Raw genomic sequence first — 26,786 nt, 5'->3', positions numbered from 1 at the left:
GCTTCAATAGAGCAATGGCAGCGAACGCTAAAGAAGAAAAGGTGACCTACCTCTAATGGCCGATTGGCAAAACCTCGATCCCGAGGCCGCTCGCGAAGCGGAAAAGTACGAAAACCCCATTCCCAGCCGGGAACTGATCCTGGCTCATCTGGCCGAGCGAGGCGCCCCGGCGACCCGTTCCCAGCTACTCGACGAGTTCGGGCTCGCCGGCGAGGAGCCGGAAGAAGCCCTGCGTCGACGCCTGCGTGCCATGGAACGCGACGGGCAGCTTATCTATACACGTCGCGGTGCCTATGCGCCGGTGGACAAGCTGGACCTGATCCGCGGCCGCATCAGCGGGCACCGTGACGGCTTCGGCTTCCTCATCCCCGACGATGGCAGCGACGACCTGTTCCTCAGCCCGACCCAGATGCGTCTGGTGTTCGACGGCGACCGTGCCCTGGCCCGGGTATCCGGCCACGATCGCCGCGGCCGCCGCGAAGGCCAGCTGGTCGAGGTGATCGAGCGTGCCCACGAGATCGTGGTCGGCCGCTACTTCGAGGAAAGCGGCATCGGCGTGGTGGTCGCGGACAATCCGAAGATCCAGCAGGAAGTCCTGATCCCGCCGGGCAAGACTGGCAAGGCCAGGCACAACCAGTTCGTCCAGGTGCGCATCGAGCAGTGGCCGAGCATCCATCGCCAGGCTCAGGGCGAGATCGTCGAGGTGCTCGGCGACTACATGGCGCCGGGCATGGAAATCGAGGTCGCCCTGCGCAGCTACGACATTCCGCACGTGTGGCCGGCCGCGGTGGAGAAGGAAGCGGCCAGGCTCAAGCCGGAAGTGGCGGAGAAGGACAAGCAGAAGCGCATCGACCTGCGTCAGGTGCCGTTCGTCACCATCGATGGCGAGGACGCCCGCGACTTCGACGACGCCGTGTACGCCGAGTCCAGGCGTGGCGGCGGCTGGCGCCTGTTCGTGGCGATCGCCGACGTCTCGCATTATGTGAAGGTCGGCTCGGCGCTGGACGAGGAAGCGGCCAAGCGCGGCAACTCGGTGTACTTCCCCGAGCGGGTGATTCCGATGCTGCCGGAAGTGCTGTCCAACGGCCTCTGCTCGCTGAATCCGCTGGTCGACCGCCTGGCCATGGTCTGCGAGATGACCCTGTCCAAGGCCGGCAAGCTCACCGGCTACCAGTTCTACGAAGCGGTGATCCACTCCCATGCGCGCCTGACCTACACCAAGGTCAGCCAGTTGCTCGAGCGTCCCGACAGCGTCGAGGCCGAGAACCTGCGCCAGCAGTTGCCCGGGGTGGTGCCGCATCTGCAACAACTCTACGCGCTGTACAAGGCCCTGCTGGCCGGTCGTCACGTGCGCGGCGCGATCGATTTCGAGACCCAGGAGACCCGCATCGTCTTCGGCGCCGACCGGAAGATCTCGGAAATCCGCCCGACCCAGCGCAACGATGCGCACCGTCTGATCGAGGAATGCATGCTCTGCGCCAACGTGGCGACCGCGCGCTTCCTGCAGAAGCACGGCATTCCGTCGCTGTACCGGGTGCACGACGGCCCGCCCCAGGAGAAACTCAACAACCTGCGCCAGTTCCTCGGTGAGCTGGGGCTCAGCCTGGGTCGCGGCAAGGCCGCGCCGACCCCGGGCGACTACCAGGAATTGCTGGAGAAGATCCGCGACCGCGCCGACTTCCGCCTGATCCAGACGGTCATGCTGCGTTCGCTCAGCCAGGCGGTGTACAGCCCGGACAACAATGGCCACTTCGGCCTCAACTATGACGCCTACACCCACTTCACCTCGCCGATCCGGCGCTACCCCGACCTGCTGGTGCACCGCGCGATCCGCAGCGTGATCCGCTCCAAGGTGGAGACTCCGCACGTGCAGCGGGCGGGTGCGGCAAGCATGCCCAAGGCGCGCATCTATCCGTACGACGAATTGCGCCTGGACCAGTTGGGCGAGCAGTGCTCGATGACCGAGCGGCGTGCCGACGAGGCGACCCGCGACGTGACCAACTGGCTGAAATGCGAATACATGCGCGAGCGGGTCGGCGAGACCTTCCCTGGCGTAATCACCGCCGTCACCGGTTTCGGCCTGTTCGTCGAGCTGACCGATATCTTCGTCGAAGGCCTGGTGCATGTGACCGCGTTGCCCGGCGACTACTATCATTTCGACGCCGTGCACCATCGCCTCAGCGGTGAACGCACCGGGCGCAGCTTCCGTCTCGGCGACACCACGGAAGTGGTAGTGGCGCGGGTCGACCTGGACGAACGGAAGATCGATTTCGAGCTGGCCGGGAACGTGCTGAGCGCGCCGATCGGACGCAAGAAGCGTAATGGCGACAAGTCGGCGAATGCCGGCAAGGCGCCGAAGGGGCGCAAGGGTGCCTCCGTGCCCGAAGTCGACCTGGAGCCTGCGCTGGCCAGTCCCGACGCCGCGGTGGTGCCGCGACGCAAGGCCGGCAAGGTGCAGGCGCTGCCGCCGGTGGCGCCGGAACTGCTGGCCCAGGCCGCGGAGATGCTCGGCAACACCGACGTACGCAAGAGTCGCGAAGTGAAGAAGGCTCTGCTCGCCGAGGCGCGTGTCGGCGACGGCGGCGGCAAGGACAAGGGTGGGAAGAAGGGCAAGGCCGCCCCGGCCGGCAAGAACGCCAAGGGCAAGGCCAGGGGCGGCAAGCCTGCTGCCGCCAAGCCGGGGAAACCGACCAAGCATCGCAAGGGGCCTTCCAAGCCGAAGGCCGATAGCGCTCCGGCAGCGACCGGGGCACGCAAACGTAAGGCCAAGTCATGAGTCAGTGGGAAAAGGTCTACGGCGTGCACGCCGTGGAAGCGTTGTTGCGTCACCACCCGAAGCGGGTCAAGCAGCTGTGGCTGGCCGAGGGCCGCCACGATCCGCGGGTCCAGGTGCTCACCGAGTTGGCCGCCGGGTTCCGTATCCCGGTAGGGCAGCGCGACCGGCGTGAACTCGACGAGTGGGCGGAAGGCGTCCACCAGGGGGTGGTCGCGGAGGTCAGTCCGAGCCAGGTCTGGGGCGAGAACATGCTCGAGGAACTGCTCGAGCGGGCCGAAGGCGCGCCGCTGTTGCTGGCCCTGGACGGCGTCACCGACCCGCACAACCTCGGCGCCTGCCTGCGCACCGCCGATGCGGCGGGAGTGCTGGCGGTGATCGTGCCGAAGGATAAGTCGGCGACCCTCAACGCCACCGTGCGCAAGGTCGCTTGCGGCGCCGCCGAGGTGATCCCGCTGGTGGCGGTGACCAACCTTGCGCGCACCCTGGAAAAGCTCCAGCAGCGCGGCCTGTGGGTGGTCGGCACCGCCGGCGAGGCGGACAAGACCCTCTACCAGCTCGACCTCAAGGGACCGACCGTGCTGGTGATGGGCGCGGAAGGCAAGGGCATGCGCCGCCTGACCCGCGAGCATTGCGACTTCCTCGCCAGGTTGCCGATGGCCGGCAGCGTCAGCAGCCTGAATGTCTCGGTCGCCACCGGCGTCTGCCTGTTCGAGATCCTTCGCCAGCGCACCCCGCTGGATTGAGCGAGGACGGGGCCGTCGCGCGACGGTCCCGCTGCATTCCCGGTGCTGTACAAATATTCGCCAATCTTCCTTGCTTCGCCGGTTGCCCTTCTCTAGAATGTCGCCCCTTGCCGCGTGGGCAGGCGTTCGTTCGCCTCTCCGCCAGGCAAGCCAAGAAAACATTCACTCCTTGCCTGACCGTTCCGCGGCAGGCTGCAACCCGTAAGGAGCATTTATGCGTCATTACGAAATCGTGTTCCTGGTTCACCCGGACCAGAGCGAACAAGTCGGTGGCATGGTCGAGCGTTACACCAAGGCCATCGAAGAAGACGGCGGCAAGATCCACCGCCTGGAAGACTGGGGCCGCCGTCAGCTGGCCTACGCCATCAACAACGTGCACAAGGCCCACTACGTTCTGATGAACGTCGAGTGCAGCGCCAAGGCCCTGGCTGAGCTGGAAGACAACTTCCGTTACAACGACGCCGTGATCCGTAACCTGGTCATGCGTCGCGACGAAGCTGTCACCGAGCAGTCCGAGATGCTCAAGGCTGAAGAAAGCCGCAACGAGCGTCGCGAGCGTCGTGAGCGTCCGAACGATAACGCTGAAGGCGCCGATGGCGACGACAACAGCGATAGCGATAACGCTGACGAGTAATTCCGGACCAGTATTGAGGAGCCAATCACATGGCACGTTTCTTCCGTCGTCGTAAGTTCTGCCGCTTCACCGCCGAAGGCGTGAAAGAGATCGATTACAAGGATCTCAACACCCTGAAGGCCTACGTTTCCGAAACCGGCAAGATCGTTCCGAGCCGTATCACCGGCACCAAGGCCAAGTACCAGCGTCAGCTGGCGACCGCTATCAAGCGCGCCCGCTACCTGGCCCTGCTTCCTTACACCGACAGCCACGGCCGTTGAGATCGGGCAGTCGGACGCTGGTAAGGGATAGATCGCATGCGCGCACTGGCTGAGTTCACCATGCGCGGCCGCATGCAGGCCACGCTCGCCGTGGCAGGCTCCGCGGTTGTTCCACTGTTGTTCTGGCTGAGTGCCGCCGCCGGTAGCCTGGTGCTGCTGCGGCGCGGATTCGGCGACGCCTTCGGCGTCCTGGCCTGGGCGGTGCTACCGGCGATGTTCTGGTGGTACCTGGGCGATCCGAGCATCCTTCTGGTCCTGCTCGGAACCCTGACGCTGGCGCAGATCCTGCGCGCCAGCATGTCCTGGAGCCATGTGCTGCTGGGCAGTGTTGCAGTTGGCGTGGTATTCGCGCTGGTGCTGGGGCATACCTCCAGCGAGCTGATCGGCGTCCTGGCGACGGAAGTCTCCAAGGTCCTGACCCAGCTTCGCGGGGAGTCCCAGCTGTCGGGCGAAGAGCTGGAAAAGTTGCAGGTGGCGCTGGTGCCGACCCTGACCGGGGTCATGGCGTCCTCGCTGCAGGTGACCTGCCTGCTCTGCCTGATGCTGGCGCGGTACTGGCAGGCCTCGCTGTACAACCCGGGTGGCTTCGGCCGCGAATTCCGGAGTCTGCGGCTGGCGCCGGCGGTTGCCGTGATCCTGCTGCTGGGGCCGTCGTGGTCCCGGCGCTGGAAGTGCAGGCCGCGGCGCTCGGTCCGTTGTGCAGCGTGCCGCTGATCATCGCCGGCGTGGCGCTCGGGCATGGCCTGATCGCCCTGAAGCGCCTGGCGGGTGGCTGGCTGGTGGGCCTGTACCTGGCTGTATTGCTGCTGGGGAACCTGATCTGTCTTTTGGCGGTTGTCGACAGTCTGTTTGATTTTCGTGGACGCCTGGCCCGGCGCCAGGGCTCCACGAACGGTGAAGGTTAAAAGTTAAGAGGTAAGACTCAAATGGAAGTCATCCTGCTGGAAAAAGTCGCCAACCTGGGCAACCTGGGCGACAAGGTGAACATCAAGGGCGGCTACGCCCGTAACTTCCTGCTGCCGCAGGGCAAGGCCACCGTCGCCACCGCCGAGAACGTCGCTGCGTTCGAAGCCCGCCGCGCCGAGCTGGAAAAGGCTGCCGCCGAGAAGAAGGCCGCTGCCGAAGCCCGTGCTGCCCAGCTCTCCGAGCTGGTGGTAACCCTCGGCGCCCACGCTGGCGACGAAGGCAAGCTGTTCGGTTCGATCGGCACCCGCGACATCGCCGAAGCCGTTTCCGCTGCCGGTTACCCGCTGGAAAAAGCCGAAGTTCGCCTGCCCAACGGCGCGCTGCGCAACACCGGTGAGTTCGACGTCGCCGTGCACCTGCACACCGACGTGGAAACCACTCTGAAGCTGATCATCGTCGCTGAGTAAGCGATCCGATCGGTAGGGCTGGGCGGGCATATGCGTGTCCGCGGCAGTCCGCTAACATCGGGCACGGTACCGGCAACGGCACCGTGCCCGTTGTTTTTTCCGCTGTTCCTTTTTCTTGCGTCGAGTCTATGAACGAGATCACCAGCCCCGAGCAATACGACCTGGAAACCACAGCCCTGAAGGTGCCGCCGCACTCGATCGAGGCCGAGCAGGCCGTGCTGGGTGGCCTGATGCTGGACAACAACGCCTGGGAGCGGGTGTCGGACTCGGTGTCCGACGGCGATTTCTACCGCCATGACCATCGCCTGATCTTCCGCGCCATCTACAAGCTCGCCGAAGGCAACCAGCCGATCGACGTGGTGACCCTCTCCGAGCAGTTGGAGAAGGAAGGACAGCTGGCGCAGGTCGGCGGCCTGGCCTATCTCGGCGAACTGGCGAAGAACATCCCGTCGGTCGCCAACATCAAGGCCTACGCGCAGATCATCCGCGAGCGCGCCACCCTGCGCCAACTGATCGGCATCAGCAACGAGATCGCCGACAGCGCCTTCCACCCGGAAGGGCGCGGCGCCAACGAGATCCTCGACGAGGCCGAGCGGAAGATCTTCGAGATCGCCGAGGCGCGACCGAAGACCGGCGGGCCGGTGGGGATCAGCGACATCCTGGTCAAGACCATCGACCGCATCGACTACCTGTTCAACACCACCGAGGCGCTGACCGGGGTATCCACCGGTTTCACCGACCTCGACGAGAAGACCAGCGGCCTGCAGCCGGCCGACCTGATCATCGTCGCCGGGCGTCCGTCGATGGGCAAGACCACCTTCGCCATGAACCTGGTCGAGAATGCGGTCATGCGCACCGACAAGGCCGTGCTGGTGTATTCCCTGGAGATGCCCTCCGACTCCATCGTGATGCGTATGCTCTCGTCGCTCGGTCGTATCGACCAGACCAAGGTGCGTTCCGGCAAACTCGACGACGAGGACTGGCCGCGCCTGACCTCGGCGATCAACCTGCTCAACGACAAGAAGCTGTTCATCGACGATACCGCCGGCATCAGCCCCTCGGAAATGCGTGCGCGGACCCGTCGCCTGGTGCGCGAGCACGGCGACCTGGCGCTGATCATGATCGACTACCTGCAACTGATGCAGATCCCCGGCTCCAGCGGCGACAATCGGACCAACGAGATTTCCGAGATTTCCCGCTCGCTGAAGGCCCTGGCGAAGGAATTCAATTGCCCGGTGATCGCCCTGTCGCAGCTCAACCGCTCCCTGGAGCAGCGGCCCAACAAACGCCCGGTGAACTCCGACCTGCGCGAATCCGGTGCGATCGAGCAGGACGCCGACGTGATCATGTTCGTCTACCGCGACGAGGTGTATCACCCGGAGACCGAGTTCAAGGGCGTCGCCGAAATCATCATCGGCAAGCAGCGTAACGGCCCGATCGGCACCGTGCGGCTGGCCTTCATCGGCAAGTACACGCGCTTCGAGAACCTCGCCGCCGGCATGTACAACTTCGAAGACGAATGACCCGGCTTGGGTCTTGCCCGGCGGGCGCCTTACCATAGGCGCCCGTTTCATTTGCAGGACCCGAGACCATGCGTCCACTCGTTGCCACCGTCGATCTTTCCGCGATCTGCCACAACTACATCCTGGCCAAGCGCTGCGCGCCGCAGCGCCAGGCGTTCGCGGTGGTCAAGGCGAACGCCTATGGCCACGGTGCGCGTGAAGTGGTGACGGCGCTGCACGACGAGGCCGACGGTTTCGCCGTGGCCTGCCTGGAGGAGGCTGCCGAGGTCCGCGCCCTGCACGCCGACGCGCGGATCCTGCTGCTGGAAGGCTGTTTCGAGGCGAGCGAATACGCCCTCGCCGGCCAGTTGCGGCTGGACCTGGTGATCCAGGGGCTCGAGCAGGGCGAAGCGTTCCTCGCCGCCGGACTGGATACACCGCTCAACGTCTGGCTCAAGCTTGACTCCGGCATGCACCGCCTGGGCTTCGATCCCGCCGCGCTGCGCGCGTGGCATGCGCGCCTGCGCAACCACCCCGGCGTTCGCGAGCTGAACCTGATCAGCCACTTCGCCTGCGCAGACGAGCGCAACCATCCGCTCACCGAGCAGCAGGTGGAGTGCTTCCTCGGCCTGCTCGACCTGGATTTCGACCAGCGCAGCCTGGCCAATTCGGCGGCGGTGCTGACCATCCCGGCCGCGCACATGGACTGGCTGCGGCCGGGGATCATGCTCTACGGCGCGACCCCCTTCGCCGACCTGAGCGCCGCCGAGCTGGGCTTGAAGCCGGCGATGAGCCTGACCGCGCGTCTGATCTCGGTGCGCGAGGTGGCGGCGGGCGAGAGCGTCGGCTACGGCGCCGGCTGGGTCGCCGAACGCCCGACTCGGATCGGCACGGTCAGCTGCGGCTACGCCGACGGCTACCCGCGCAACGCGCCAGCCGGCACCCCGGTGCTGGTCGGCGGGCGACGCACGCGGTTGGCCGGCCGGGTATCGATGGACATGCTGACGGTCGATCTCGGCGGCCTGCCGGACGCCCGCGTCGGCGATCCGGTGGAGCTATGGGGCGCGCAACTGGCGGTGGACGAGGTGGCGCGTGCCTGCGGCAGCATCGGCTATGAGCTGCTGAGCAAGGTCACCGCGCGGGTGCCACGGCGCTACGCCCATTGATCAGGAGCTCCGGTCCGGCGCCAGGGCGGACGGCCAGGGCAGTGCCGGCGCCGTCTCGCGCTGCGCGTCGGCGGCCATCGCGTAGCCGGCCCGGCCGGCGCCCTTGACCCGGTACAGCGCCTGGTCGGCGGCCTTGTAGAGTTTGCCGAACTGCAGGGCGTCGCCGGGAAACAGGGCGACGCCGATGCTCGGTGTGATCACCAGCCACTGCTTGGCGAACTCCACCGGTTTCGCCAGCTCGCGCAACAGCCGCTCGGCGATCTCGCGGGCGTGCTGTTCGGCGTTCGAGCCGCCGATGAACACGGCGAATTCGTCGCCGCCCAGGCGCGCCACGCAGTCATCGGCGCGCACGCACTGGCGCAGGCGCTGGGCCACGCTTTGCAGGACGAAATCACCGGCGTCATGGCCGTGGGTATCGTTGATCGGCTTGAAGTGGTCCAGGTCGATCAGCAGCAGCGCCATGCTGTCGCCGTGGCGACGGGCGTCTTCCAGTGCGCGCTCGGCGAACTCCAGCAGTTGGCGGCGGTTGCCGAGGCCGGTCAGCGGGTCGTGCAGGGCGGCGTACTGCAGTTGCGCTTCACGCATCTGCAGCAGGCGGTTGGCTTCGCTCAGCTCGTTGGTGCGCACCTCCACGGCGCGCGCCAGGTCGCGCTGGGCGCTGTGCAGCAGGGCCAGGCGGGCGTTCTTCTCCTGGTCGGCCTGCTCCAGGGCCTGGGCCCTTTCCTGCTTCAGGTCCTGGATCCGCGAGGCGAGCGCGAGGGAGAACAGCAGGGCCTCCAGGGTCAGCGCCAGCGGGAACACCATGGTGTTGGCCGAGGTCGGCTGGACGAGCGCGGTGGCGCGCATCAGCTCCAGGCTGACGCTGCCCAGCACCAGGCCGAAGCCGAGCAGGTACAGGCGTGCGGTGGCCGAGCCCTGGCGCCAGCGTTGCAGGGCCAGGCCGATGGCGATCGGCAGGTTCGCCAGCAGGGTCGCCGCCAGCATCCCGCCGGCCTGCCAGCGCCAGCCGCCGGCGTTGAGCGCCAGGCAGACGAGGAACAGCAGGCAGCAGGCGTTCAGCAGATGATGGGCCCGGCGGGCGTGCTGGCGGCTCTGCAGCAGGTTCTGGCTGAAGCGGATCACGCAGATGCCCCAGAACGCCAGCAGCGTCAGACGGTTCAGCCACCAGGGCAGCGCATGTTCGGGCCACAAGTATTCGAAGCCGTGGCCGCTGATGCTCAGGGTCAGCAGTAGCGCGCTGGCCCCGGTCAGCACGTACCAGAAACAGGCGCGGTCGCGCAGGCTGCTGAAAAGGAACAGGTTGTACAGCAGCAGGGCGAGGATCAGCCCGTAGGCCATGCCGAACAGCAGGTTGCCCTGGCTGCGGTATTCCAGCAGCTCGTCGTGGCTCCAGAGCCGCAACGGAAAGGCATTGCCACCGGGGTCGTGGCTGCGCAGGTAGACGCGCAGCGGGCCATCGTCGGCGGGCAGGCGAAACAGGGGGTGGCGATAGGCATGGTCGCGGCCCTCGGCGAAGGGCACGGCGTCGCCGCTGCGCCGCTCGCGGTAGCCGCCCTGGCCGTCGGGCAGGTACAGGCGCAGGTCCAGCAGGCTGGAGCTGGCGACTTCCAGCCACCAGCCTCCGGGCACCGCCTCGCGCGGCGGCAGGTCCAGGCGCAGCCACCACACGCTGCGGCTGAGGCCCACGCTGGTGCGCCCCTGGGCGGCGACGAAGCGCTCGGCCCGCTCCGGCTGTTCGAGGTCGTCCACCTGCAGGCTGCCGTCGGGGTCCTCGAGCAGTGCCAGCGAGCCGTTCAGCCAGGCGCCGCCGGGCGGTCCGGACGCGGCGCCGGACGTGGCGCCCGCCAGCAACAGGAAGAGGACCGCGATCAGGGCAAGGGGGTGGCGCACGATGACTCTCCCGGGGGCCTGTCGTCGAGGCCGGGTGAGATGACAGTGATCGCAGTATAGAAGTTAGATGGCTAAATGATGGCATTTCCACGAGCCGCCCGACGACAGGCAATACCTAGTGAAAACGTCGGAATTGCTCATTTTTTGTGCTATATTCCGCGCCCGCGTTTTTGCGCTCCCCATTCCTAGAGATACCCGGTGCCCGTGATGCAAGCCGCCAAGCCGCTGTTCGACTATCCCAAGTACTGGGCCGAGTGTTTCGGTCCGGCGCCCTTCCTGCCGATGAGCCGGGAAGAGATGGATCAGCTCGGCTGGGATTCCTGCGACATCATCATCGTCACCGGCGACGCCTACGTCGACCACCCGTCCTTCGGCATGGCCATCATCGGCCGCCTGCTGGAAGCCCAGGGTTTCCGCGTCGGCATCATTGCCCAGCCGGACTGGCAGTCGAAGGACGACTTCATGAAGCTCGGCGAGCCGAACCTGTTCTTCGGGGTCGCGGCCGGCAACATGGACTCGATGATCAACCGCTACACCGCGGACAAGAAGATCCGCTCCGACGACGCCTATACCCCCGGCGGCCTGGCCGGCAAGCGCCCGGACCGCGCCAGCCTGGTCTACAGCCAGCGTTGCAAGGAAGCCTACAGCCATGTGCCGGTGATCCTCGGCGGCATCGAGGCGTCGTTGCGGCGGATCGCCCACTACGACTACTGGCAGGACAAGGTGCGCCGCTCGATCCTGATGGACGCCACCGCCGACATCCTGCTCTACGGCAATGCCGAGCGCGCCGTGGTGGAGATCGCCCAGCGCCTGGCCCAGGGCGAGCCGGTGAGCGCGATCAGCGACGTGCGCGGTACCGCCTTCGTCCGTCGCGATACCCCGGAAGGCTGGTTCGAGCTCGATTCCACGCGGATCGACCGGCCGGGCAAGGTCGACAAGATCATCAATCCCTACGTGAACACCCAGGACACCGCCGCCTGCGCCATCGAGCAGGAAAAGGGCGCGGTGGAGGACCCGCAGGAAGCCAAGGTCGTGCAGTTGCTGCCGAATCCCAGGCTGACCCGGGAGAAGACCGTGATCCGCCTGCCGTCGTTCGAGAAGGTACGCAACGACCCGGTGCTCTATGCCCACGCCAACCGCGTGCTGCACCTGGAAACCAACCCGGGCAACGCCCGCGCCCTGGTGCAGAAGCACGGCGAGGTGGACGTCTGGTTCAATCCGCCGCCCATCCCGATGAGCACCGAGGAAATGGACTACGTGTTCGGCATGCCCTACGCGCGCGTGCCGCACCCGGCCTACGGCAAGGCGAAGATCCCCGCCTACGAGATGATCCGCTTCTCGGTGAACATCATGCGCGGCTGCTTCGGCGGCTGCACCTTCTGCTCGATCACCGAGCACGAGGGACGGATCATCCAGAACCGCTCGCACGAGTCGATCATCCGCGAGATCGAGGAGATGCGCGACAAGGTGCCCGGCTTCACCGGGGTGGTCTCCGACCTCGGCGGGCCGACCGCTAACATGTACCGCATCGCCTGCAAGAGTGCGGACATCGAGAAGCATTGCCGCAAGCCGTCCTGCGTGTTCCCCGGCATCTGCGAGAACCTCGACACCGACCACAGTTCGCTGATCGAGCTGTACCGCAAGGCCCGCGCGCTGCCGGGGGTGAAGAAGATCCTGATCGCCTCCGGCCTGCGCTACGACCTCGCGGTGGAGTCGCCGGAGTACGTCCGCGAACTGGTCACTCACCATGTCGGCGGCTACCTGAAGATCGCCCCGGAGCACACCGAGCGCGGTCCGCTGGACAAGATGATGAAGCCGGGGATCGGCACCTACGATCGCTTCAAGCAGATGTTCGAGAAGTTCTCGAAGGAGGCGGGCAAGGAACAGTACCTGATCCCGTACTTCATCGCCGCGCATCCGGGGACCACCGACGAGGACATGATGAACCTGGCGCTCTGGCTCAAGCGCAACGGTTTCCGCGCCGACCAGGTACAGGCGTTCTATCCGTCGCCGATGGCCACCGCCACCGCGATGTACCATTCGGGCAAGAACCCGCTGCGCAAGGTCACCTACAAGAGCGATGGCGTGACCATCGTCAAGAGCGACCAGCAGCGCCGCCTGCACAAGGCCTTCCTGCGCTACCACGATCCGAAGGGCTGGCCGCTGTTGCGCGAGGCGCTGGAGCGCATGGGCCGCGCCGACCTGATCGGCAACGGCAAGCAGCACCTGGTGCCGACCTACCAGCCGGACACCGGCGAGTACCAGAGCGCGCGGCGGAAGAATTCCACGCCGGCCGGCAGCAAGAAGACCGGCAAGCTGCTGACCCAGCACACCGGCCTGCCGCCACGCGCCAGCGACGGCGGCAAACCGTGGAGCAAGGGCCAGCAGAACAAGGCGGCGGCCTTCGCCAAGGGCAGGAAGAAACCGCGCCAGCCGAACATCCCGCGCTGATTCAGCGCGGCGGCGGGGCGCCCCGTAGAGGGGCGCGCGACCCGCATGCGCGCACCCTGCCGGTGCGCAGTCGGGGCCGGAGCGCGTGCCGGGCGCGGCCGCTGGCTCTGGCACAAGTCTTGCGCCACGGGAACTGCCCCGGTCCTTTGCGGAGGCTGTGCTACCGCCCCTGGCGACGCCTCGTCGCTTTGCTCCGGCGGCGTGCCGCCGAGTCCGCTACAGTGACCGCAAACCCAGCCCCGCGAGCCCGCGATGCCCGAGCTGCCCGCCCACCCTCCGTCACGCGACACGGCCTACCACGAATTGCTCGATCGCCAGGGCGGCGTGCGTCCACACTGGCAGCGCCTGTTCCGCCAACTGGAGCGCAGCGGCCCGGCGCAGTTGCGCCAGCGCCAGGCGCTGGTCGAGCGGCAGATCCAGGAAAACGGGGTCACCTATAACGTCTACGCCGATCCCAAGGGCACCGACCGGCCCTGGGAGCTAGACCTGCTGCCGAACCTGCTGTCGGCCGCCGAGTGGCAGCCGCTCGCCGCCGGCGTGGCGCAACGGGCACGGCTGCTCAACGCGTTGCTGGCCGACCTGTACGGCGAGCAGCGCCTGCTCGCCGAGGGGCTGCTGCCCAGCGAGCTGGTCTACGGCCATCCGAACTTCCTCTGGCCGGCAGTAGGCATCCAGCCGCCCGGCGGGATCTTCCTGCATAGCTATGCCGTCGATCTGGTGCGCGATGCCGATGGCCGCTGGCAGGTGCTCGCCGACCGTACCCAGGCGCCATCCGGCGCCGGCTATGCGCTGGAGAACCGGCAGATCGTCTCGCGGGCCCTGCCGGAACTGTACCGCGACCTGCGCGTGCAGTACCTGGCCGGGTACTTCCGCACCCTGCAGGAAACCCTCGCCAGCCAGGCCGCCAGCGACGGCGAGACGCCGCTGGTGGTGCTGCTGACCCCGGGCGCTTCAACGAAACCTATTTCGAACACCTGTACCTGGCGCGCCAGCTCGGGTTCCCGCTGGTCGAGGGGCACGACCTGACGGTGCGCGACGCCACCCTCTACCTGAAGACCCTCGGTGGCCTCAAGCGCGTGCACGCGGTACTGCGCCGCCTCGACGACGACTTCTGCGATCCGCTGGAACTGCGCAACGATTCCGCCCTGGGTATTCCAGGCCTGCTCGAGGCGGTGCGCCAGGGACGGGTGCTGATGGCCAATGCGCTGGGCAGCGGGGTGCTGGAATCGCCCGGCCTGCTCGGTTTCCTGCCGGCGGCGAGCCGCCGCCTGCTCGGCGAGGAGCTGTCGCTGCCGTCGGTCGCTACCCGCTGGTGCGGCGAGCCGCAGGCACTGGACGCGATAAGCGCGGAACTGCCTGGGCTGGTGATCAAGCCGGCCTTTCCCGGCCAGCGGTTCGAGCCGCTGTTCGGCCATGCCCTCGATGCCGCCGGCCTGGCCGCGCTCGACGAGCGCCTGCGCGAGCAGCCGCAGGCCTACGTGGCGCAGCGCCTGGCGCAGCTGTCCCTGGCGCCGGTGTGGCGCGACGACGGCGCCGACGGCGCTCTGCAGGCGCGGGCGATCGGTATGCGCGTGTTCGCCGTCGCCGCCAGCGACGGGCGCTACTGGGTGATGCCCGGCGGGCTGACCCGGGTGGCTTCCGCGGCGGATGCCGAAGTGGTGTCGATGCAGCGCGGCGGCGCCAGCAAGGACACCTGGGTGCTCGCCGAGCGCCCGGTCGGTGGCGAGCCCTTGCGGCCACGTTCGCTCGGCGTGCGCGACCTGGTACGCGAAGACCCGTACCTGCCGTCGCGGGTAGTGGAAAACCTGTTCTGGTTCGGTCGCTATGCCGAGCGTTGCGACGACCACGCACGGCTACTGCGGGTGGTGCTGTCGCGCTACGTGGATGCCGACGGCGACGACGAGGCGCTGCGCAGCGCCCTGGCCCTGGCCGCCGACATCGGCCTGCTGCCCGATGCGCCCGCGGCGCTGGAACGGCGCCTGCTGCGGGCATTGCTCGACGAGCACTGGGCGGCCAGCCTGTGCGCCAACCTGCGCCGCCTGCACGGGGCGGCGGCGCAGGTGCGCGGGCGCCTGTCGGGGGAGAACTGGCTGGCGCTGCTGGCGCTGCAGCGCGATGCCCTGGCGCTCGACCCGGCGCGCACCGATCTCGGCGAGGCGCTGGATTTCCTCGACCGGCTGCTGATGTCCCTGGCAGCCCTGTCCGGCTTCGCCCTCGACGACATGACCCGCGATGATGGCTGGCGTTTCCTTATGATCGGCCGGCGCATCGAACGCGTGCGCTTCTTCGCCGAGAGCATCGCCGCCTTCCTCGACGCCGGCACCGCCTGGGACCCGGGCGCGCTGGACGGGTTGCTGGAACTGGGCAACAGCGGCATCACCTACCGCTCGCGCTACCTGGCCTCGCCACAATTGATCCCGGTGCTCGACCTGCTCCTGCTGCACGAGCAGAACCCGCACTCGCTGCGCTTCCAGCTACAGGCCCTGGAGCGTTCCCTGGAACACCTGCACCAGGAGTTCGGCGCGCCGCGCGAGCGCGAACTGAAGGCCCTCGGCGAACGCCTGCGCGGCTTCGACCTGGCAACCCTGGAAAGCCCGCTGTTCGGCGCGGCCGGGCTCGACGAGGTGCTCGCCGGGCTGGCGCGGCTGCTGCGCGAGATCGCCGGCAGCGCCGGGCAGGTCTCGGATCGGCTAGGCTTGCGCCATTTCGCCCATGTCGACGACGTCAGCCAGAGAACGGTATCCACCTGATGTCCGCTCCCGCCCTTCGCTCCGTTCCGCTCCGTGGCGCCCGCTACCAGGTGCTGCACGACACCCACTACCGCTACGCGGCGCCGGTATCGCTGTCGTGGCAACTGGCGCACTTGTGGCCGCGCGACTGCGCCTGGCAGCGCTGCCATGAGCGCGCCTTGCTGGTCGAGCCGGGGCCGAGCCGGCGCGAGGATGGCGAGGATGCGTTCGGCAATCCGCTGAGCCGGCTGGCCTTCGAGCGGCCGCACGAGGAGTTGCGGGTCAGCGCGCGCCTGCAGGTCGAGGTGTTCGCCCACGCGCCGGCGCAACTGGCGGCGTCGCCGGCCTGGGACGCGGTCGCCGCCGGACTGGCATTTTCCGGGCGGCCGCTGGATGCCGCCGAACTGGATGCCTGCCGTTACCGGGTCGATTCGCCCTATGTCCGCCGCCAGGGGCCGTTCGCCGAGTTCGCCGCCGCCTGCTTCCCGCCTGGCCGGCCGCTGCTGGTGGCGACGGCGGCGCTGATGGAGAAGATCTTCCGCGAGTTCGCCTTCGACGCCCAGGCGACCCAGGTGGCGACGCCCTTGAGCGAGGTGCTGGAGCGCCGCCGCGGAGTCTGCCAGGACTTCGCCCACCTGATGCTCGCCTGCCTGCGTTCGCGTGGCCTGGCGGCGCGCTACGTCAGCGGCTACCTGCTGACCCGGCCGCCGCCCGGGCAGCCGCGCCTGATCGGCGCCGATGCCTCGCACGCCTGGGTTTCGCTGTACTGCCCGCGCAACGGCTGGGTGGACTTCGACCCGACCAACAACATCCTCCCCGACCGGGAGCACATCACCCTGGCCTGGGGCCGCGACTTCTCCGATGTGTCGCCCTTGCGCGGGGTGATCCTCGGCGGCGGCAGCCACGATCCGGAGGTGCGGGTGACCGTGTTGCCGGTGGCGGAAGGCGGCCGCTGATCAAGAACCGAGCAGTCCTCGCCAGGCCCTGCCAATCGGGGGCCGCGGCGTTTTTCTCCCAGCTTGTCCACAGCCTCGCCCACGCCGTTTGGGGACAACGAAGCGGCCGGCCGGCAAATTCGCGGCGGCGTGCTAGCTTTTCCAGGATCCGCTACGGACGTTGTCGGGCCAGGGGCCGGAGCCTGCCTTTCCGGTGCCAGGGGCGGTTCTCGTACGGAGCCAGACTCCTTCCTTGCGCAGGGTGAGCGATATGGATGACACGACGATCGTCAACGTAGGTACCGAGAAGATCAACGCGCTCTGGGCGACGGTGTCCCAGTACGCCTTCGCCTTCGGCATCAAGATTCTCGCGGCCATCGCCTTCTGGGTGATCGGCCGCTGGCTGATCGGCTTCGCCGTCGGCATGGTGCAGAAGTCCCTGGAGCGACAGAAGGTCGACCCGACCGTGCTGCGCTACGTCGGCTCGTTCATCACGGTGACCCTGAACATCCTCCTGGTGGTGGGCATCCTCGGTTTCTTCGGCATCCAGACCACCAGCCTGGCGGCGTTGATCGCGGCGGTCGGCCTGGCCATCGGCATGGCCTGGTCGGGATTGCTGGCGAACCTGGCGGCCGGCGGCTTCATCATCGTCCTGCGGCCGTTCAAGGTCGGCGACTTCATCTGCGCTGGCGGAGTGACCGGCACGGTCAAGGAGATCGGCCTGTTCACCACCGCGATCAACACCCCGGACAACGTGCTGACCATGGTCGGCAACAACAAGATCTTCAGCGACAACATCCAGAACTTCACCCACAACCCGTTCCGCCGGGTCGAACTGAAGGCGCAGCTCTCCGGCGCCGCCGACTACCAGGCGGCCATCGCCCTGCTCAGGCAGCGTGTCGCGGCGATTCCCAACGTGCTCGGCGAGCCGCCGGTGGACGTGGAGATCCTCGAGTTCAACCTGGTCGGACCGGTGCTGGCGGTGCGTCCGTACTGCCACAACGACCATTACTGGCAGGTCTACTTCGACACCAACAAGGTGATCAAGGACGCCCTCGGCGCGGACTTCCCGGCGCCGATGCCGGCGCAGACGGTGATCGTGCAGCAGGCTGGCGGGGCCTGACGCGCGGTCGCGGATCGAGTCGAGAGGACGCCCCGCTTTGCGGGGCGTCTTCGTTTGGTGGCCGCCGCCGGGCGAGGTCGGACGGGAGCGAACGGGACGGCGACGGGTCCAACGGGCTGGCCGGCGAACGGGTATAGTGCGGGCCTGCAACCGTCGCCGCCGCCGGCCGGGTTCCATCGGAAAAAGGATTCCGTGTGTTTTTCAGATTGCTCTTGATCGCCGTCCTGCTGGCGGTATCCGCGTGCAGCTCCAAGGCTCCCGCTCCGGGAGCGTCGGTGCCGAAGGTCGTGCGCGGCGAATACCGCGTCAAGCGCGGCGATACCCTCTACTCGATCGCCACCCGCCATGGCTGGAACTACAAGGACCTGGCGCGCGCCAACGGCATCCGCCCGCCCTACGCGGTGAAGGTCGGCCAGGTGGTGCGCTTCGACGGGCGCAAGTCGACCTACGTCGCCAGCCGCCGCTCCTCGTCGAGCGCCCGTGCGCGCAAGCCACCGCCTCCGCCGCCGTCGGTGACCCTGCGCGGCTGGCAGTGGCCGATGAAGGGGCCGGTGATCCGCCGCTTCTCCAGTTCCGACAAGCTCAACAAGGGCATCCGCATCGCCGGCACCCTGGGCCAGCCGGTGCAGGCCTCGCTGGCCGGCAAGGTGGTGTTCGCGGTGAACAACATGCGCGGCTACGGCAACCTGGTGATCATCCAGCACGGTACCTCGTACACCAGTACCTACGCGCACAACAGCCGCTTGCTGGTGAAGGAGGGACAGATGGTCAGCAAGGGCCAGAAGATCGCCGAGGCCGGCTCCTCGGATGCCGACCGGGTGCAGTTGTACTTCGAGATCCGCCAGAACGGCCGGCCGCTCGACCCGCTGAGCCTGCTGCCGCCGTCCTGAGCGGGGAGTGGATTACAGCGGGGTGCGGTCGACCCACTTCGGCGCCACGCTCGGCGTCCAGGCGGCGAGGGCGTCGAGCAGCGCCTCCGGGCTGGCGCCGCGCTGCAGCATGCCGCGGTGTTCGGCGCGGACGAAGCGTTCGTCGACCAGGTGGTCGAGGAAGGCCAGCAGCGGGTCGTAGAAGCCGTTGACTTCGAGCAGGCCCAGCGGCTTGGCGTGGTAGCCCAGCTGGCCCCAGGTCCAGACCTCGAACAGCTCTTCCAGGGTGCCGAGCCCGCCGGGCAGGGCGACGAAGGCATCGGCCAGCTCGGCCATGCGCGCCTTGCGCGCGTGCATGCCGTCCACCACTTCCAGGCGGGTCAGGCCCTTGTGGCCGATCTCGGCTTCCTGCAGGCTCTGCGGGATGATCCCGATCACCTCGCCGCCGGCGGCCAATGCGGCGTCCGCCACGGTGCCCATCAGGCCGACCGCGCCGCCGCCGTAGACCAGGGTCAGGCCGCGCTCGGCCAGGTGCCTGCCGAGGGCCACGGCGGCTTCCTGGTAGACCGGGGAGGCGCCGGGGCTGGCGCCACAGAATACGCAGACGGAACGCAAGGTCATGTTCGACTCCTGTCGGGGGTGAAAAAGGCGCACAGGGTAGCGGCTCGGATCGCTTCGACCAAGCCGTCCGAAGCGTTGCCGGACGTTGCGTCGCAGGCGCGAAGCGGCACTTCTGTGCTAAAACTGGGGTTCCCCGTAGTAAACGCCGGGCAGATCCCGCTCGATGCCCCGCCATGTCCGGTTCGGGTTTGACCTGAATCAGTGGAACTCGGCGCCCGATCGGGCAGTCTGCTCTTTCAGGATTCATCGCCCAACCTGCCTAGGAGGCTGCTCCATGCTACGTAAACTCGCTGCGGTATCCCTGCTGTCCCTGCTCAGTGCGCCGCTGCTGGCTGCCGAGTGCTCGGTGGACATCCAGGGTAACGACCAGATGCAGTTCAACACCAACGCGATCACCATCGACAAGAGCTGCAAGCAGTTCACCGTCAACCTGTCCCACCCCGGCAACCTGCCGAAGAACGTCATGGGCCACAACTGGGTACTGAGCACCGCCGCCGACATGCAGGGCGTGGTCACCGACGGCATGGCCTCCGGCCTGGACAAGGACTACCTGAAGCCCGACGACAGCCGCATCATCGCCCACACCAAGCTGATCGGCTCGGGCGAGAAAGACTCCGTGACCTTCGACGTCTCCAAGCTGAAGGAAGGCGAACAGTACATGTTCTTCTGCACCTTCCCGGGCCACTCCGCGCTGATGAAGGGCACCCTGACCCTGAAGTGATCGCGCGCGATCGCCGCACGAAAAAGCCCGGCCGATGCCGGGCTTTTTCATGGGCCTCGCGCCAGGCTCAGCGGGCGTAGCGCGCCGCCATCGCCTCGCCGGCCAGTTGGTGTACGCGCCGTGTCGGGTGCCATTCGTCCCAGAAGTAGTACTGGTCGGGATTGGCGCAGGCCGGGCGGACCCGTGGCAGGGTCGGCTGGCAGGGCGCGTCCAGCTCCACCAGGCCGTAGCGCGCCGCGTTGCGCCGCAGGTGGCTGCTGAAGGTCTGGTGGTCGAACCAGCTCAGCTCCAGGCCGCGGGTCTTGCGCAGGGCGGCGAGCTGGATCGGCAGGCTGGCGTTGACCGCCTGCAGGTAGCGCTGCGCCCGTTCCACCCGGTTGCCGGCGACCACCGCCGGAGCCACGCTCAGGTCTGTCGAGCTGACCACCAGGAAGCGCCGTGCGCCGGCGTCGCCAAGGCGCTGCACGGCGGCGCGGATGTTCGCCACGCTGCTGCCGGCCAGTTGTTCCAGGGGCTGCTCGCCGGCGAAATCCTCGTGCTCGAAGAAGTCGTTGGCGGAAACGAAGATGAAATGCAGCGCCTGGCCGTCGGCCGGCTTGCCCTCCAGGGTGGCGAGGTAGGCGTCGACCTGGCCGGCGAGGCCGGTATGGCGGTAGGCGCTCATCCAGCCGTAATAGTTGTCCGCTCCGCTCTTGGCGCCGCCCACCGCATGGTCGGCCAACTGCGCGCCGAGCTGGCGGGCGAGCACCTCGACGGCGGTCGGGCCGTTGCTCCAGCGGCCCCGCCAGTAGACTTCGCCGGGTAACGCCTGGGCGCCGGCGACGCCCTTGGCGAGCATCTCGCGGGTCAGCCGCTGGCTTTCGCCGTTATCCGAATAGCTGTCGCCGAAGGCGTGGATCTGCCGCACCGGGTCGAGCAACGGGGAGGTGTGTCCGTGGGCCTGGCCGGCCAGCACGAGGCCGAGGAGCAGGGCAGGAATTCTGGGGCGCATGGCGGGCCTTCGCGGGGATTACAGTCTCCTTCTAGCGCGCCGTCGCGAGGACTTGAAGACCTGTTTGCGACAGGCGCATTCCCGCCCGCGACAAGGCCCGTCGACGACGGGCGTTGCCGCGCGGGCCGAGAGGTTCAGGGCGCCTTCGGCAGCTCGCGCTTGTGCTGGGTCTTGTGGTAGGTATCGATGATCACCCGCGCGGCCTCCTCGCGCAGCGGCTGGCCGTGCAGGAAGGCGTCGATCTCGGCATAGGTGACGCCGTGCGAGGCCTCGTCCGGATGGCCGGGGCGCAGGTCCTCGAGGTCGGCGGTGGGGATCTTCTCCACCAGGTTCTCCGGCGCGCCGAGGGCGCGGGCGAGGGCGCGCACCTGATGCTTGACCAGGCCGCTGAGCGGAGCCAGGTCGCAGGCGCCGTCGCCGAACTTGGTGAAGAACCCCATGACCGCCTCGGCGGCATGGTCGGTGCCGATCACCAGGCCGCCACGGGCGCCGGCGATGGCGTACTGGGCGACCATGCGGATGCGCGCCTTGATATTGCCGATGACGAAGTCGCTCTTCGCCGGCTCGAGGCCTTCCAGGGCTTCCAGCTGTTCCGCCAGGGCTTTCACCGAGGGACCGATGTTGACGGTCTGCTCTTCGTCGGCGCGGATGGTCGCCAGCGAAGCCTGGGCGTCGGCCTCGTCCTGCTGCACCTGGTAGGGCAGGCGCACGGCGATGAAGCGGTAGGCCTGGTCGCCGCTCTGCTCACGCAGTTGCTCGACGGCGCGCTGGGCCAGCAGGCCGGCGGTGAGCGAGTCGACGCCGCCGCTGATTCCCAGCACCAGGGTCTTCAGCCCGGAATCCTTCAGGCACTGCTGGATGAAGGCGATGCGCCGGGCGATCTGCGCCTGCACGTCGGCCTCCGTCCGGAACGGCGGCTGGACCTGCAGGGCCTGGGCGATGTCGCGTTGGATCTGTTGCATGTTCGTGCTCCCTTTAGGTTCGAAGAGGTTACCCCGGCACGTTGAAGACGTGGCGGAGGTAGGCGACGAAGTTCCCGTCGCGGCATTGGGTCTTGCCCGGGGCGTCGGAGATCTTCGCCACCGGGTGGCCGTTGCAGGCCGTCATCTTCAGGACGATGTTCATCGGCTCGATCCCGGGAATATCGCAGGTCAGGTTGGTGCCGATGCCGAAGCTGACGTTGATCTTGCCACGTAGCGCGCGGAACAGCTGCAACGCCTTGGGCAGGTCCAGCCCGTCGGAGAACACCAGGGTCTTGCTCAGCGGGTCGATACCCAGCCGGCGGTAGTGGGCGATGGCTTTCTCCGCCCAGGCCAGCGGGTCGCCCGAATCGTGGCGCAGGCCGTCGAAGAGCTTGGCGAAGTACAGGTCGAAGTCGGCGAGGAAGGCATCCATGGTGATGCAGTCGGTCAGGGCGATGCCGAGCTGGCCGCGGTATTCGCGGACCCAGCAGTCCAGCGCGGCTTCCTGGCTGTCGACCAGCCGCGGGCCGAGCTGCTGGTGGGCCATCAGCCATTCGTGGGCCATGGTGCCGATCGGCTTGAGATCGTACTCGCGGGCCAGGTGCACGTTGCTGGTGCCGACGAAGCGGCCAGGAAAGTCGCGCTTGAGGATATGCACGACCTCCTCCTGGGTACGGTAGGAGAAGCGCCGGCGGGTGCCGAAGTCGGCAAGCTGGAACTCCGCCAGTTCCTCGCTGCTGGCCTGGGCGGAGAGCCAGTCGAGCTTGCGATAGAGCTGCTCGCCGACCTGCTCCAGGACCACCTCGCGGTAGCGATAGCGGTTGCGCACCTCGCTGACGATGGCCAGCAGCGGCACTTCGAAGAGGATCACGTGCAGCCATGGGCCGCGCAGGCGGATCGCCAACTGGCCGTCCTCGATGGCGGTGTGCACGTAGCGCAGGTTGAAGCGGAACAGGCTGAGGAAACGGATGAAATCCGGCTTCATGAACGGGATACGCTCGAGGAAGGCGAGCTGGTCGGCGGTCACCTCGACCTCGGCGAGGCGCTCGATCTGGTAGCGGATCTCCGCCAGGTACGGACGCAGGTCCTCGCTGTTGCGGCAGCGGAATTCCCATTCCACTTCGGCGTTGGGGTAGTTGTGCAGCACCGCCTGCATCATGGTCAGCTTGTAGAAATCGGTATCGAGCAGGTTCTGCACGATGCGCTCGGCGAAGACGCTTTCGGCCATGTTCACTTCTCCTTGTCGGCGCCGGCGAGGGCGCTATCCAGTCGTTCCAGGTCGGCGCAGAGGATCACCCCAGCGTCGCGCATCTCGTCGCAGGCCCGCTGCGCGGTGTCCTCGGCGATGGCCCGGCAGGCGGGCAGGTAGAGCAGCACCTCGAAACCGGCGCGGCGCAGTTGCAGGGCGGTGTTCTTCACGCAGTAGTCCAGCGCCAGGCCACCCACCAGCACATGGCTCACGCCATTCTGCCTCAGGTATTCGATGACCCCGGTGCTGCGGCGTTCCGCCAGATCGTGGTAGCAGGCGCCGTAGGGGTGCAGGTCCGGCTCCACGCCCTTCCAGACGAAGAAGTCGTAGTCGATCGGCCGCGGCAGCTCGTCGAGCAGCTCGAAGCCCGGCGTACCCGGCACGCAGTGGGCGACCCAGGTCAGGTCTGCGTCCGGATAGGCCAGCGGCCGCAGCATCTGCGCGGCGCTTTCCACTACCCAGGCAGCCTTCGGGCTGTGCGCGTCCTTGCTGCCCAGGCGCAGCGCGGCACGGCTGGCCAACAGGTTGAGGGCGGCGCCGATGGCGTCGCCGCCGGGCACCGGCAGTTCGTCCGGGCACAGCGGGGTGAAGCCTTTCTGGGCGTCGACATCGAAGCTGGCGATCTTGGGGCGATTCATGGAAGCCTCCGCTTGACGGGTTGGGGCTGAATGTGGGTACATAATTCATCACGTGAAATAAGTCGTCAAGCACCTGTACTACAAAATTTCGCAGTGGAAGGTATTTTCTATGCGTGATGAAATAAGTTCCCGGATTCGCCGACTGCCTGCTGGGATGAGCGGCGGACGCGCCCCCGACTTCGCTCTCGCGGTCTATGGTGGGGCGTTCGACCCGCCGCACCCCGGCCATGAGTCGGTGATCCGCCGGGCGTTGCTCTGCGCCGAGCGGGTCGCCCTGGTGCCGAGCCACCGGCACGCCTTCGGCAAGCGCATGAGCGACTTCGAGCAGCGTTGCCGCTGGCTGGCGCGGCTGGCCCGGCGCATCGATCCGCGGCGGGTGTACTGCGAGCCGATCGAAGCAGGATTGATGCCCGATCGTCCGGCGGTCTACAGCATCGATCTGCTGGAGGCCCTGGCCGCGCGCAGTGGCCTGGCGTCGCCGCGGATCGCCCTGCTGATCGGTGCCGATAACGAGGCGGAGCTGCCGCGCTTCGAACGCGCCGCCGAATTGTGCTGGCGCTTCGGCCGGCTGGTGGCGGAGGAGCGGCTGGCGCTGCACAGCTCGATGATCCGCCAGCGTCTGCGCGAAGGACTGGAAATCCCGGAGGCCTGGTGCCTGCCGGAGGTGAAGGATGAATTGCACTGCTATGGCGTCGCGCGCCGGGCGGTGTGAGGAGGAGTGAGGATGAGTTCAGCGGAAGTATTGGCCAGCGTGGATATCGTGGCGTTGCGCCTCAACCCCGGGCACGGACTGGAGCTGTTGCTGATCCGCCGTGCCCAGGCGCCTTTCGCCGGGCAGTGGGCACTGCCCGGCGTGCTGGTCAACGGCCGCAGCGCCGACCACAGCCTCGACGACGCGGCGGTGCGCGCCCTGCGCGACAAGGCGCGGCTGGAGCCGGCCTACATCGAGCAGGTGGCCACGGTCGGCAACGCGGTACGCGACCCGCGCGGCTGGTCGCTGAGCGTGTTCTACCTGGTGCTGGTCGGTCCGGACACCCGGGTGGAGGACGACGACCTCGACTTCGTGCCGCTGCGCGAGGTGCGCAGCGAACGCTTCGCCCTGCCGTTCGACCATCTCCAGCTGGTGCAGCAGGCCTGCGAGCGCCTGGCGAGCAAATCGGTATACAGCGCCCTGCCGCTGTTCCTGCTGGCGCCGCGCTTCACCGTGGCCGAGGCGCTGAAGGCCTTCGAGTGCGCCATCGGCCAGGAAGTCCAGCATTCCAGCCTGCGCGGGCGCCTGGAGCGGATGAAGGAGGCTGGCTGGGTCGAGGACACCGGCGAACGCCAGCGTCCGCCCATGGGGCGCCCGCAACACGTCCTGCATTTCACCCCGAAGCCGGGCGGCGCGTTCGTTTTCGACCGCAGCCTGCTGGCGTCCTGACAAACGCCTACCGGTGCGGCAGGGCCGGTGAGGCCGCTCCCTGCCGCGCTTGCTAGACGGTGAAGCGCTGGATCTGCTGCTCCAGCCCGTTTGCCAGCTTCGCCAGCTCGACACTGGAGGTGGAGGTCTTCACCGCGCCCTCGGCGACTTCGCCGATGCTGGCATTGAGCGAGTCGATGTTCTGGCTGACCTCGCTCGCGGTGGCGGTCTGTTCTTCCGTCGCCGTGGATATCTGCGCGTTGCTCTGGGCGATGCCTTCGACCGCCTGGGCGATGAGACCGAGCGCCTTTCCCGCCTCGTGGGCGCGCTGGACGCTGACCTGGGCTTGCTCGCGTGACTGCTGCATCACGCTGACCGCGCTGCTGGCGCCTGCCTGCAGGGCTTCGATCATCTCGCGGATGGTTTCGGTGGCCTTGTGCGTATTGGTGGCCAGGCTGCGCACTTCATCGGCGACCACCGCGAACCCGCGTCCGGCCTCGCCCGCCCGTGCGGCTTCTATCGCGGCATTGAGGGCGAGCAGGTTGGTCTGCTGGGCGATGTTCTGGATGACTTCCAGGACGGTGCTGATTTCATCGGTCTTGTTGCGTAGCGTGTCGATGACGGCTCCCGCCTCTCCGACCATGACCGACAGGCCCTGGATGGCGTCGAGGTTCGCATGCACGAGGCCGGTTCCGGTGTGCGCCTCGCTGTTCGCCGATTCCGCGCTGGCCGCGGCGGCCTGGGCGTTCCGCGCCACGTCCTGGACCGCCATGCTCATCTGGTGTACCGCCGTGGCGACCATGTCGGTCTGGTCGCCCTGGGACGTGGCGACATGGCTGACCTGGTTGCTGATGGCGCTCATCTCGTCCGAGGTGACGGTCAGCTTCCTGGCCGTTTCGGCGAGATGGCGGAGCAGCGCCTGCTGGCTTTCCAGCATCATATTGAAGGCGCGCGCCGTATCGGACACTTCGTCGCGCCCGCGCGCATCGGCGCGGAGCGTGAGATTCGAGGAGTCCTGCACGCGGCGGATCACCCCGCGTAGATCGGAAAGCGGGCGCATGATCGACAGGCTGATGAACCAGGCCGCGGCGACGATGAGGACCAGGGCTGCGGCGCCGATGAGCAGGAAGGTGGTGCGCATGGAGTCGTAGCGTTTCTCCATCTGCTCGTTGAGCTTGGCGCCTTCGCTGAGCTGCAGGTCGATCAGCGTCGACAGCGCGGTTCCCAGGGGATCGAACGCACCATACATCTCGCGATTGAACGTTCCGGCCTCGACGTTTCGCAGGCTTCCGGCCTTGGCCTGCTCGCCGTATGCCAGGGTCATCCGCTTGACCTGTTCCAGGGTGGGGACCAGCGACTCGATGATTTCCTTCTCGGCGGCAGTCCGGTGGTCTGCGGAATAGTCGGCCCACGACTTCTCGATGCGCGACAGCGCCCCACTCAACTCCTGCTGCAGGTGCTCTTCATCGAAGACGCCCGCACGGTACTTGTGCAGGGCGTCGACCACGCTGACCGCAACGGCGTCGGCGACGATCTTGAGCTGGCTGATGGGCTTCATCCGGTTGTTGAAAAGGTCCTGGAAGCTGGCATCGAGTCGACTGGCGTTGGCCAGCGCCATCGCGATGACCGTGACGAGCATTGTCAGGGGCAGCAACGCCAGGACCAGCAGGCGGATTCGAACCGTGACGCCAGTGAGCATGGGACGTTCCGAGGTGAACCGAGTGAGAGTAAAGATGGTTCCGCGCAGCGGAAAC

Annotated in this window: 21 protein-coding genes and 2 pseudogenes; 16 read left to right on the top strand and 7 right to left on the bottom strand. The window is 67.4% G+C overall.

What is annotated here, in order from left to right; translation table 11 throughout:
• The first annotated feature begins 55 nt into the window (after positions 1 to 55).
• From rnr to alr, 8 genes and pseudogenes are all read left to right on the top strand, one after another.
• A complete protein-coding gene (gene rnr, locus B7D75_RS25655; protein WP_043098604.1) occupies positions 56 to 2,776 on the top strand; it encodes a ribonuclease R in 2,721 nt (906 codons plus the stop codon).
• Positions 2,773 to 3,519: a 23S rRNA (guanosine(2251)-2'-O)-methyltransferase RlmB gene (gene rlmB, locus B7D75_RS25650; RefSeq protein ID WP_003156454.1), complete on the top strand. Its 747-nt coding sequence runs from the start codon at positions 2,773 to 2,775 to the stop codon at positions 3,517 to 3,519. Before rnr ends, rlmB begins: the two co-directional genes overlap by 4 nt.
• 214 nt (positions 3,520 to 3,733) lie before the next feature.
• Entirely contained in the window at positions 3,734 to 4,153 is a 420-nt protein-coding gene (gene rpsF / locus B7D75_RS25645; RefSeq protein WP_003095636.1) for a 30S ribosomal protein S6, read from the top strand.
• A gap of 29 nt (positions 4,154 to 4,182) precedes the next feature.
• The gene (gene rpsR, locus B7D75_RS25640) at positions 4,183 to 4,413 is read left to right on the top strand and encodes a 30S ribosomal protein S18 (RefSeq protein WP_003095634.1); all 231 of its coding nucleotides are present in this window, start codon (positions 4,183 to 4,185) and stop codon (positions 4,411 to 4,413) included.
• Positions 4,414 to 4,449: 36 nt separating this feature from the next.
• Positions 4,450 to 5,318, top strand: a pseudogene (locus B7D75_RS25635) (hypothetical protein).
• Positions 5,319 to 5,339: 21 nt separating this feature from the next.
• Positions 5,340 to 5,786, top strand: a complete 447-nt coding sequence (gene rplI / locus B7D75_RS25630) for a 50S ribosomal protein L9 (RefSeq protein ID WP_003095627.1) — start codon at positions 5,340 to 5,342, stop codon at positions 5,784 to 5,786.
• Between the two features lie 128 nt (positions 5,787 to 5,914).
• Positions 5,915 to 7,309 (top strand): replicative DNA helicase, encoded by a 1,395-nt coding sequence (gene dnaB / locus B7D75_RS25625; protein ID WP_034081307.1) that lies wholly within the window; start codon positions 5,915 to 5,917, stop codon positions 7,307 to 7,309.
• Positions 7,310 to 7,377: 68 nt separating this feature from the next.
• Positions 7,378 to 8,454 carry an alanine racemase gene (gene alr, locus B7D75_RS25620; RefSeq protein ID WP_107114552.1) on the top strand — a complete coding sequence of 359 codons (1,077 nt, stop codon included), beginning with the start codon at positions 7,378 to 7,380 and terminating at the stop codon, positions 8,452 to 8,454.
• Here the strand turns inward: alr and B7D75_RS25615 are convergent, their stop codons facing one another.
• Entirely contained in the window at positions 8,455 to 10,344 is a 1,890-nt protein-coding gene (locus tag B7D75_RS25615; protein ID WP_107114551.1) for a diguanylate cyclase, read from the bottom strand.
• Positions 10,345 to 10,551: 207 nt separating this feature from the next.
• Between B7D75_RS25615 and B7D75_RS25610 the strand changes: the two genes are divergently transcribed.
• The 5 genes and pseudogenes from B7D75_RS25610 to B7D75_RS25590 all read left to right on the top strand — a co-directional run bounded on the left by B7D75_RS25610 (position 10,552) and on the right by B7D75_RS25590 (position 18,472).
• A complete protein-coding gene (locus B7D75_RS25610) occupies positions 10,552 to 12,795 on the top strand; it encodes a YgiQ family radical SAM protein (RefSeq protein WP_003157450.1) in 2,244 nt (747 codons plus the stop codon).
• 252 nt (positions 12,796 to 13,047) lie between these two features.
• Positions 13,048 to 15,545: pseudogene (locus B7D75_RS25605) on the top strand (circularly permuted type 2 ATP-grasp protein).
• The gene (locus B7D75_RS25600; protein ID WP_034082933.1) at positions 15,545 to 16,480 is read left to right on the top strand and encodes a transglutaminase family protein; all 936 of its coding nucleotides are present in this window, start codon (positions 15,545 to 15,547) and stop codon (positions 16,478 to 16,480) included. Before B7D75_RS25605 ends, B7D75_RS25600 begins: the two are co-directional and overlap by 1 nt.
• Positions 16,481 to 16,730: 250 nt before the next feature.
• Positions 16,731 to 17,582, top strand: a complete 852-nt coding sequence (locus B7D75_RS25595) for a mechanosensitive ion channel family protein (RefSeq protein ID WP_043098606.1) — start codon at positions 16,731 to 16,733, stop codon at positions 17,580 to 17,582.
• A gap of 194 nt (positions 17,583 to 17,776) precedes the next feature.
• Entirely contained in the window at positions 17,777 to 18,472 is a 696-nt protein-coding gene (locus B7D75_RS25590; protein WP_053814680.1) for a peptidoglycan DD-metalloendopeptidase family protein, read from the top strand.
• Positions 18,473 to 18,484: 12 nt separating this feature from the next.
• Here the strand turns inward: B7D75_RS25590 and B7D75_RS25585 are convergent, their stop codons facing one another.
• Positions 18,485 to 19,072, bottom strand: coding sequence for an LOG family protein (locus B7D75_RS25585; RefSeq protein WP_012077621.1), 588 nt, complete (start codon positions 19,070 to 19,072; stop codon positions 18,485 to 18,487).
• A 274-nt stretch (positions 19,073 to 19,346) separates the two neighbouring features.
• Between B7D75_RS25585 and azu the strand changes: the two genes are divergently transcribed.
• Positions 19,347 to 19,793, top strand: coding sequence for an azurin (gene azu / locus B7D75_RS25580; protein ID WP_034082939.1), 447 nt, complete (start codon positions 19,347 to 19,349; stop codon positions 19,791 to 19,793).
• 67 nt (positions 19,794 to 19,860) lie between these two features.
• Here the strand turns inward: azu and choE are convergent, their stop codons facing one another.
• The 4 genes from choE to B7D75_RS25560 form a co-directional block, all read right to left on the bottom strand.
• Positions 19,861 to 20,784, bottom strand: coding sequence for a cholinesterase ChoE (choE, locus tag B7D75_RS25575; protein ID WP_043098607.1), 924 nt, complete (start codon positions 20,782 to 20,784; stop codon positions 19,861 to 19,863).
• A gap of 134 nt (positions 20,785 to 20,918) precedes the next feature.
• On the bottom strand, positions 20,919 to 21,746 hold the full coding sequence (nadE, locus tag B7D75_RS25570) for an ammonia-dependent NAD(+) synthetase (RefSeq protein WP_034082941.1): 828 nt from the start codon (positions 21,744 to 21,746) through the stop codon (positions 20,919 to 20,921).
• A 28-nt stretch (positions 21,747 to 21,774) separates the two neighbouring features.
• Positions 21,775 to 22,974 carry a nicotinate phosphoribosyltransferase gene (gene pncB / locus B7D75_RS25565; RefSeq protein WP_034082943.1) on the bottom strand — a complete coding sequence of 400 codons (1,200 nt, stop codon included), beginning with the start codon at positions 22,972 to 22,974 and terminating at the stop codon, positions 21,775 to 21,777.
• Positions 22,975 to 22,976: 2 nt separating this feature from the next.
• Positions 22,977 to 23,633 (bottom strand): nicotinamidase, encoded by a 657-nt coding sequence (locus tag B7D75_RS25560; RefSeq protein ID WP_043098608.1) that lies wholly within the window; start codon positions 23,631 to 23,633, stop codon positions 22,977 to 22,979.
• Positions 23,634 to 23,742: 109 nt separating this feature from the next.
• Here B7D75_RS25560 and B7D75_RS25555 point away from each other — a divergent pair, with 109 nt between their 5' ends.
• Complete coding sequence (locus B7D75_RS25555) at positions 23,743 to 24,345, top strand: adenylyltransferase/cytidyltransferase family protein (RefSeq protein ID WP_012077618.1); 603 nt, start codon at positions 23,743 to 23,745, stop codon at positions 24,343 to 24,345.
• 12 nt (positions 24,346 to 24,357) lie between these two features.
• Positions 24,358 to 25,053: an NUDIX domain-containing protein gene (locus B7D75_RS25550; RefSeq protein WP_003156794.1), complete on the top strand. Its 696-nt coding sequence runs from the start codon at positions 24,358 to 24,360 to the stop codon at positions 25,051 to 25,053.
• Positions 25,054 to 25,105: 52 nt separating this feature from the next.
• Here the strand turns inward: B7D75_RS25550 and B7D75_RS25545 are convergent, their stop codons facing one another.
• The gene (locus tag B7D75_RS25545; RefSeq protein ID WP_107114550.1) at positions 25,106 to 26,731 is read right to left on the bottom strand and encodes a methyl-accepting chemotaxis protein; all 1,626 of its coding nucleotides are present in this window, start codon (positions 26,729 to 26,731) and stop codon (positions 25,106 to 25,108) included.
• Between the last annotated feature and the right edge of the window lie 55 nt (positions 26,732 to 26,786).

Origin of the sequence: Pseudomonas paraeruginosa (assembly GCF_003025345.2) — a bacterium.
Classification (GTDB): Bacteria; Pseudomonadota; Gammaproteobacteria; order Pseudomonadales; family Pseudomonadaceae; genus Pseudomonas; species Pseudomonas paraeruginosa.
This window is presented reverse-complemented; position numbering and strand designations above follow the sequence as displayed.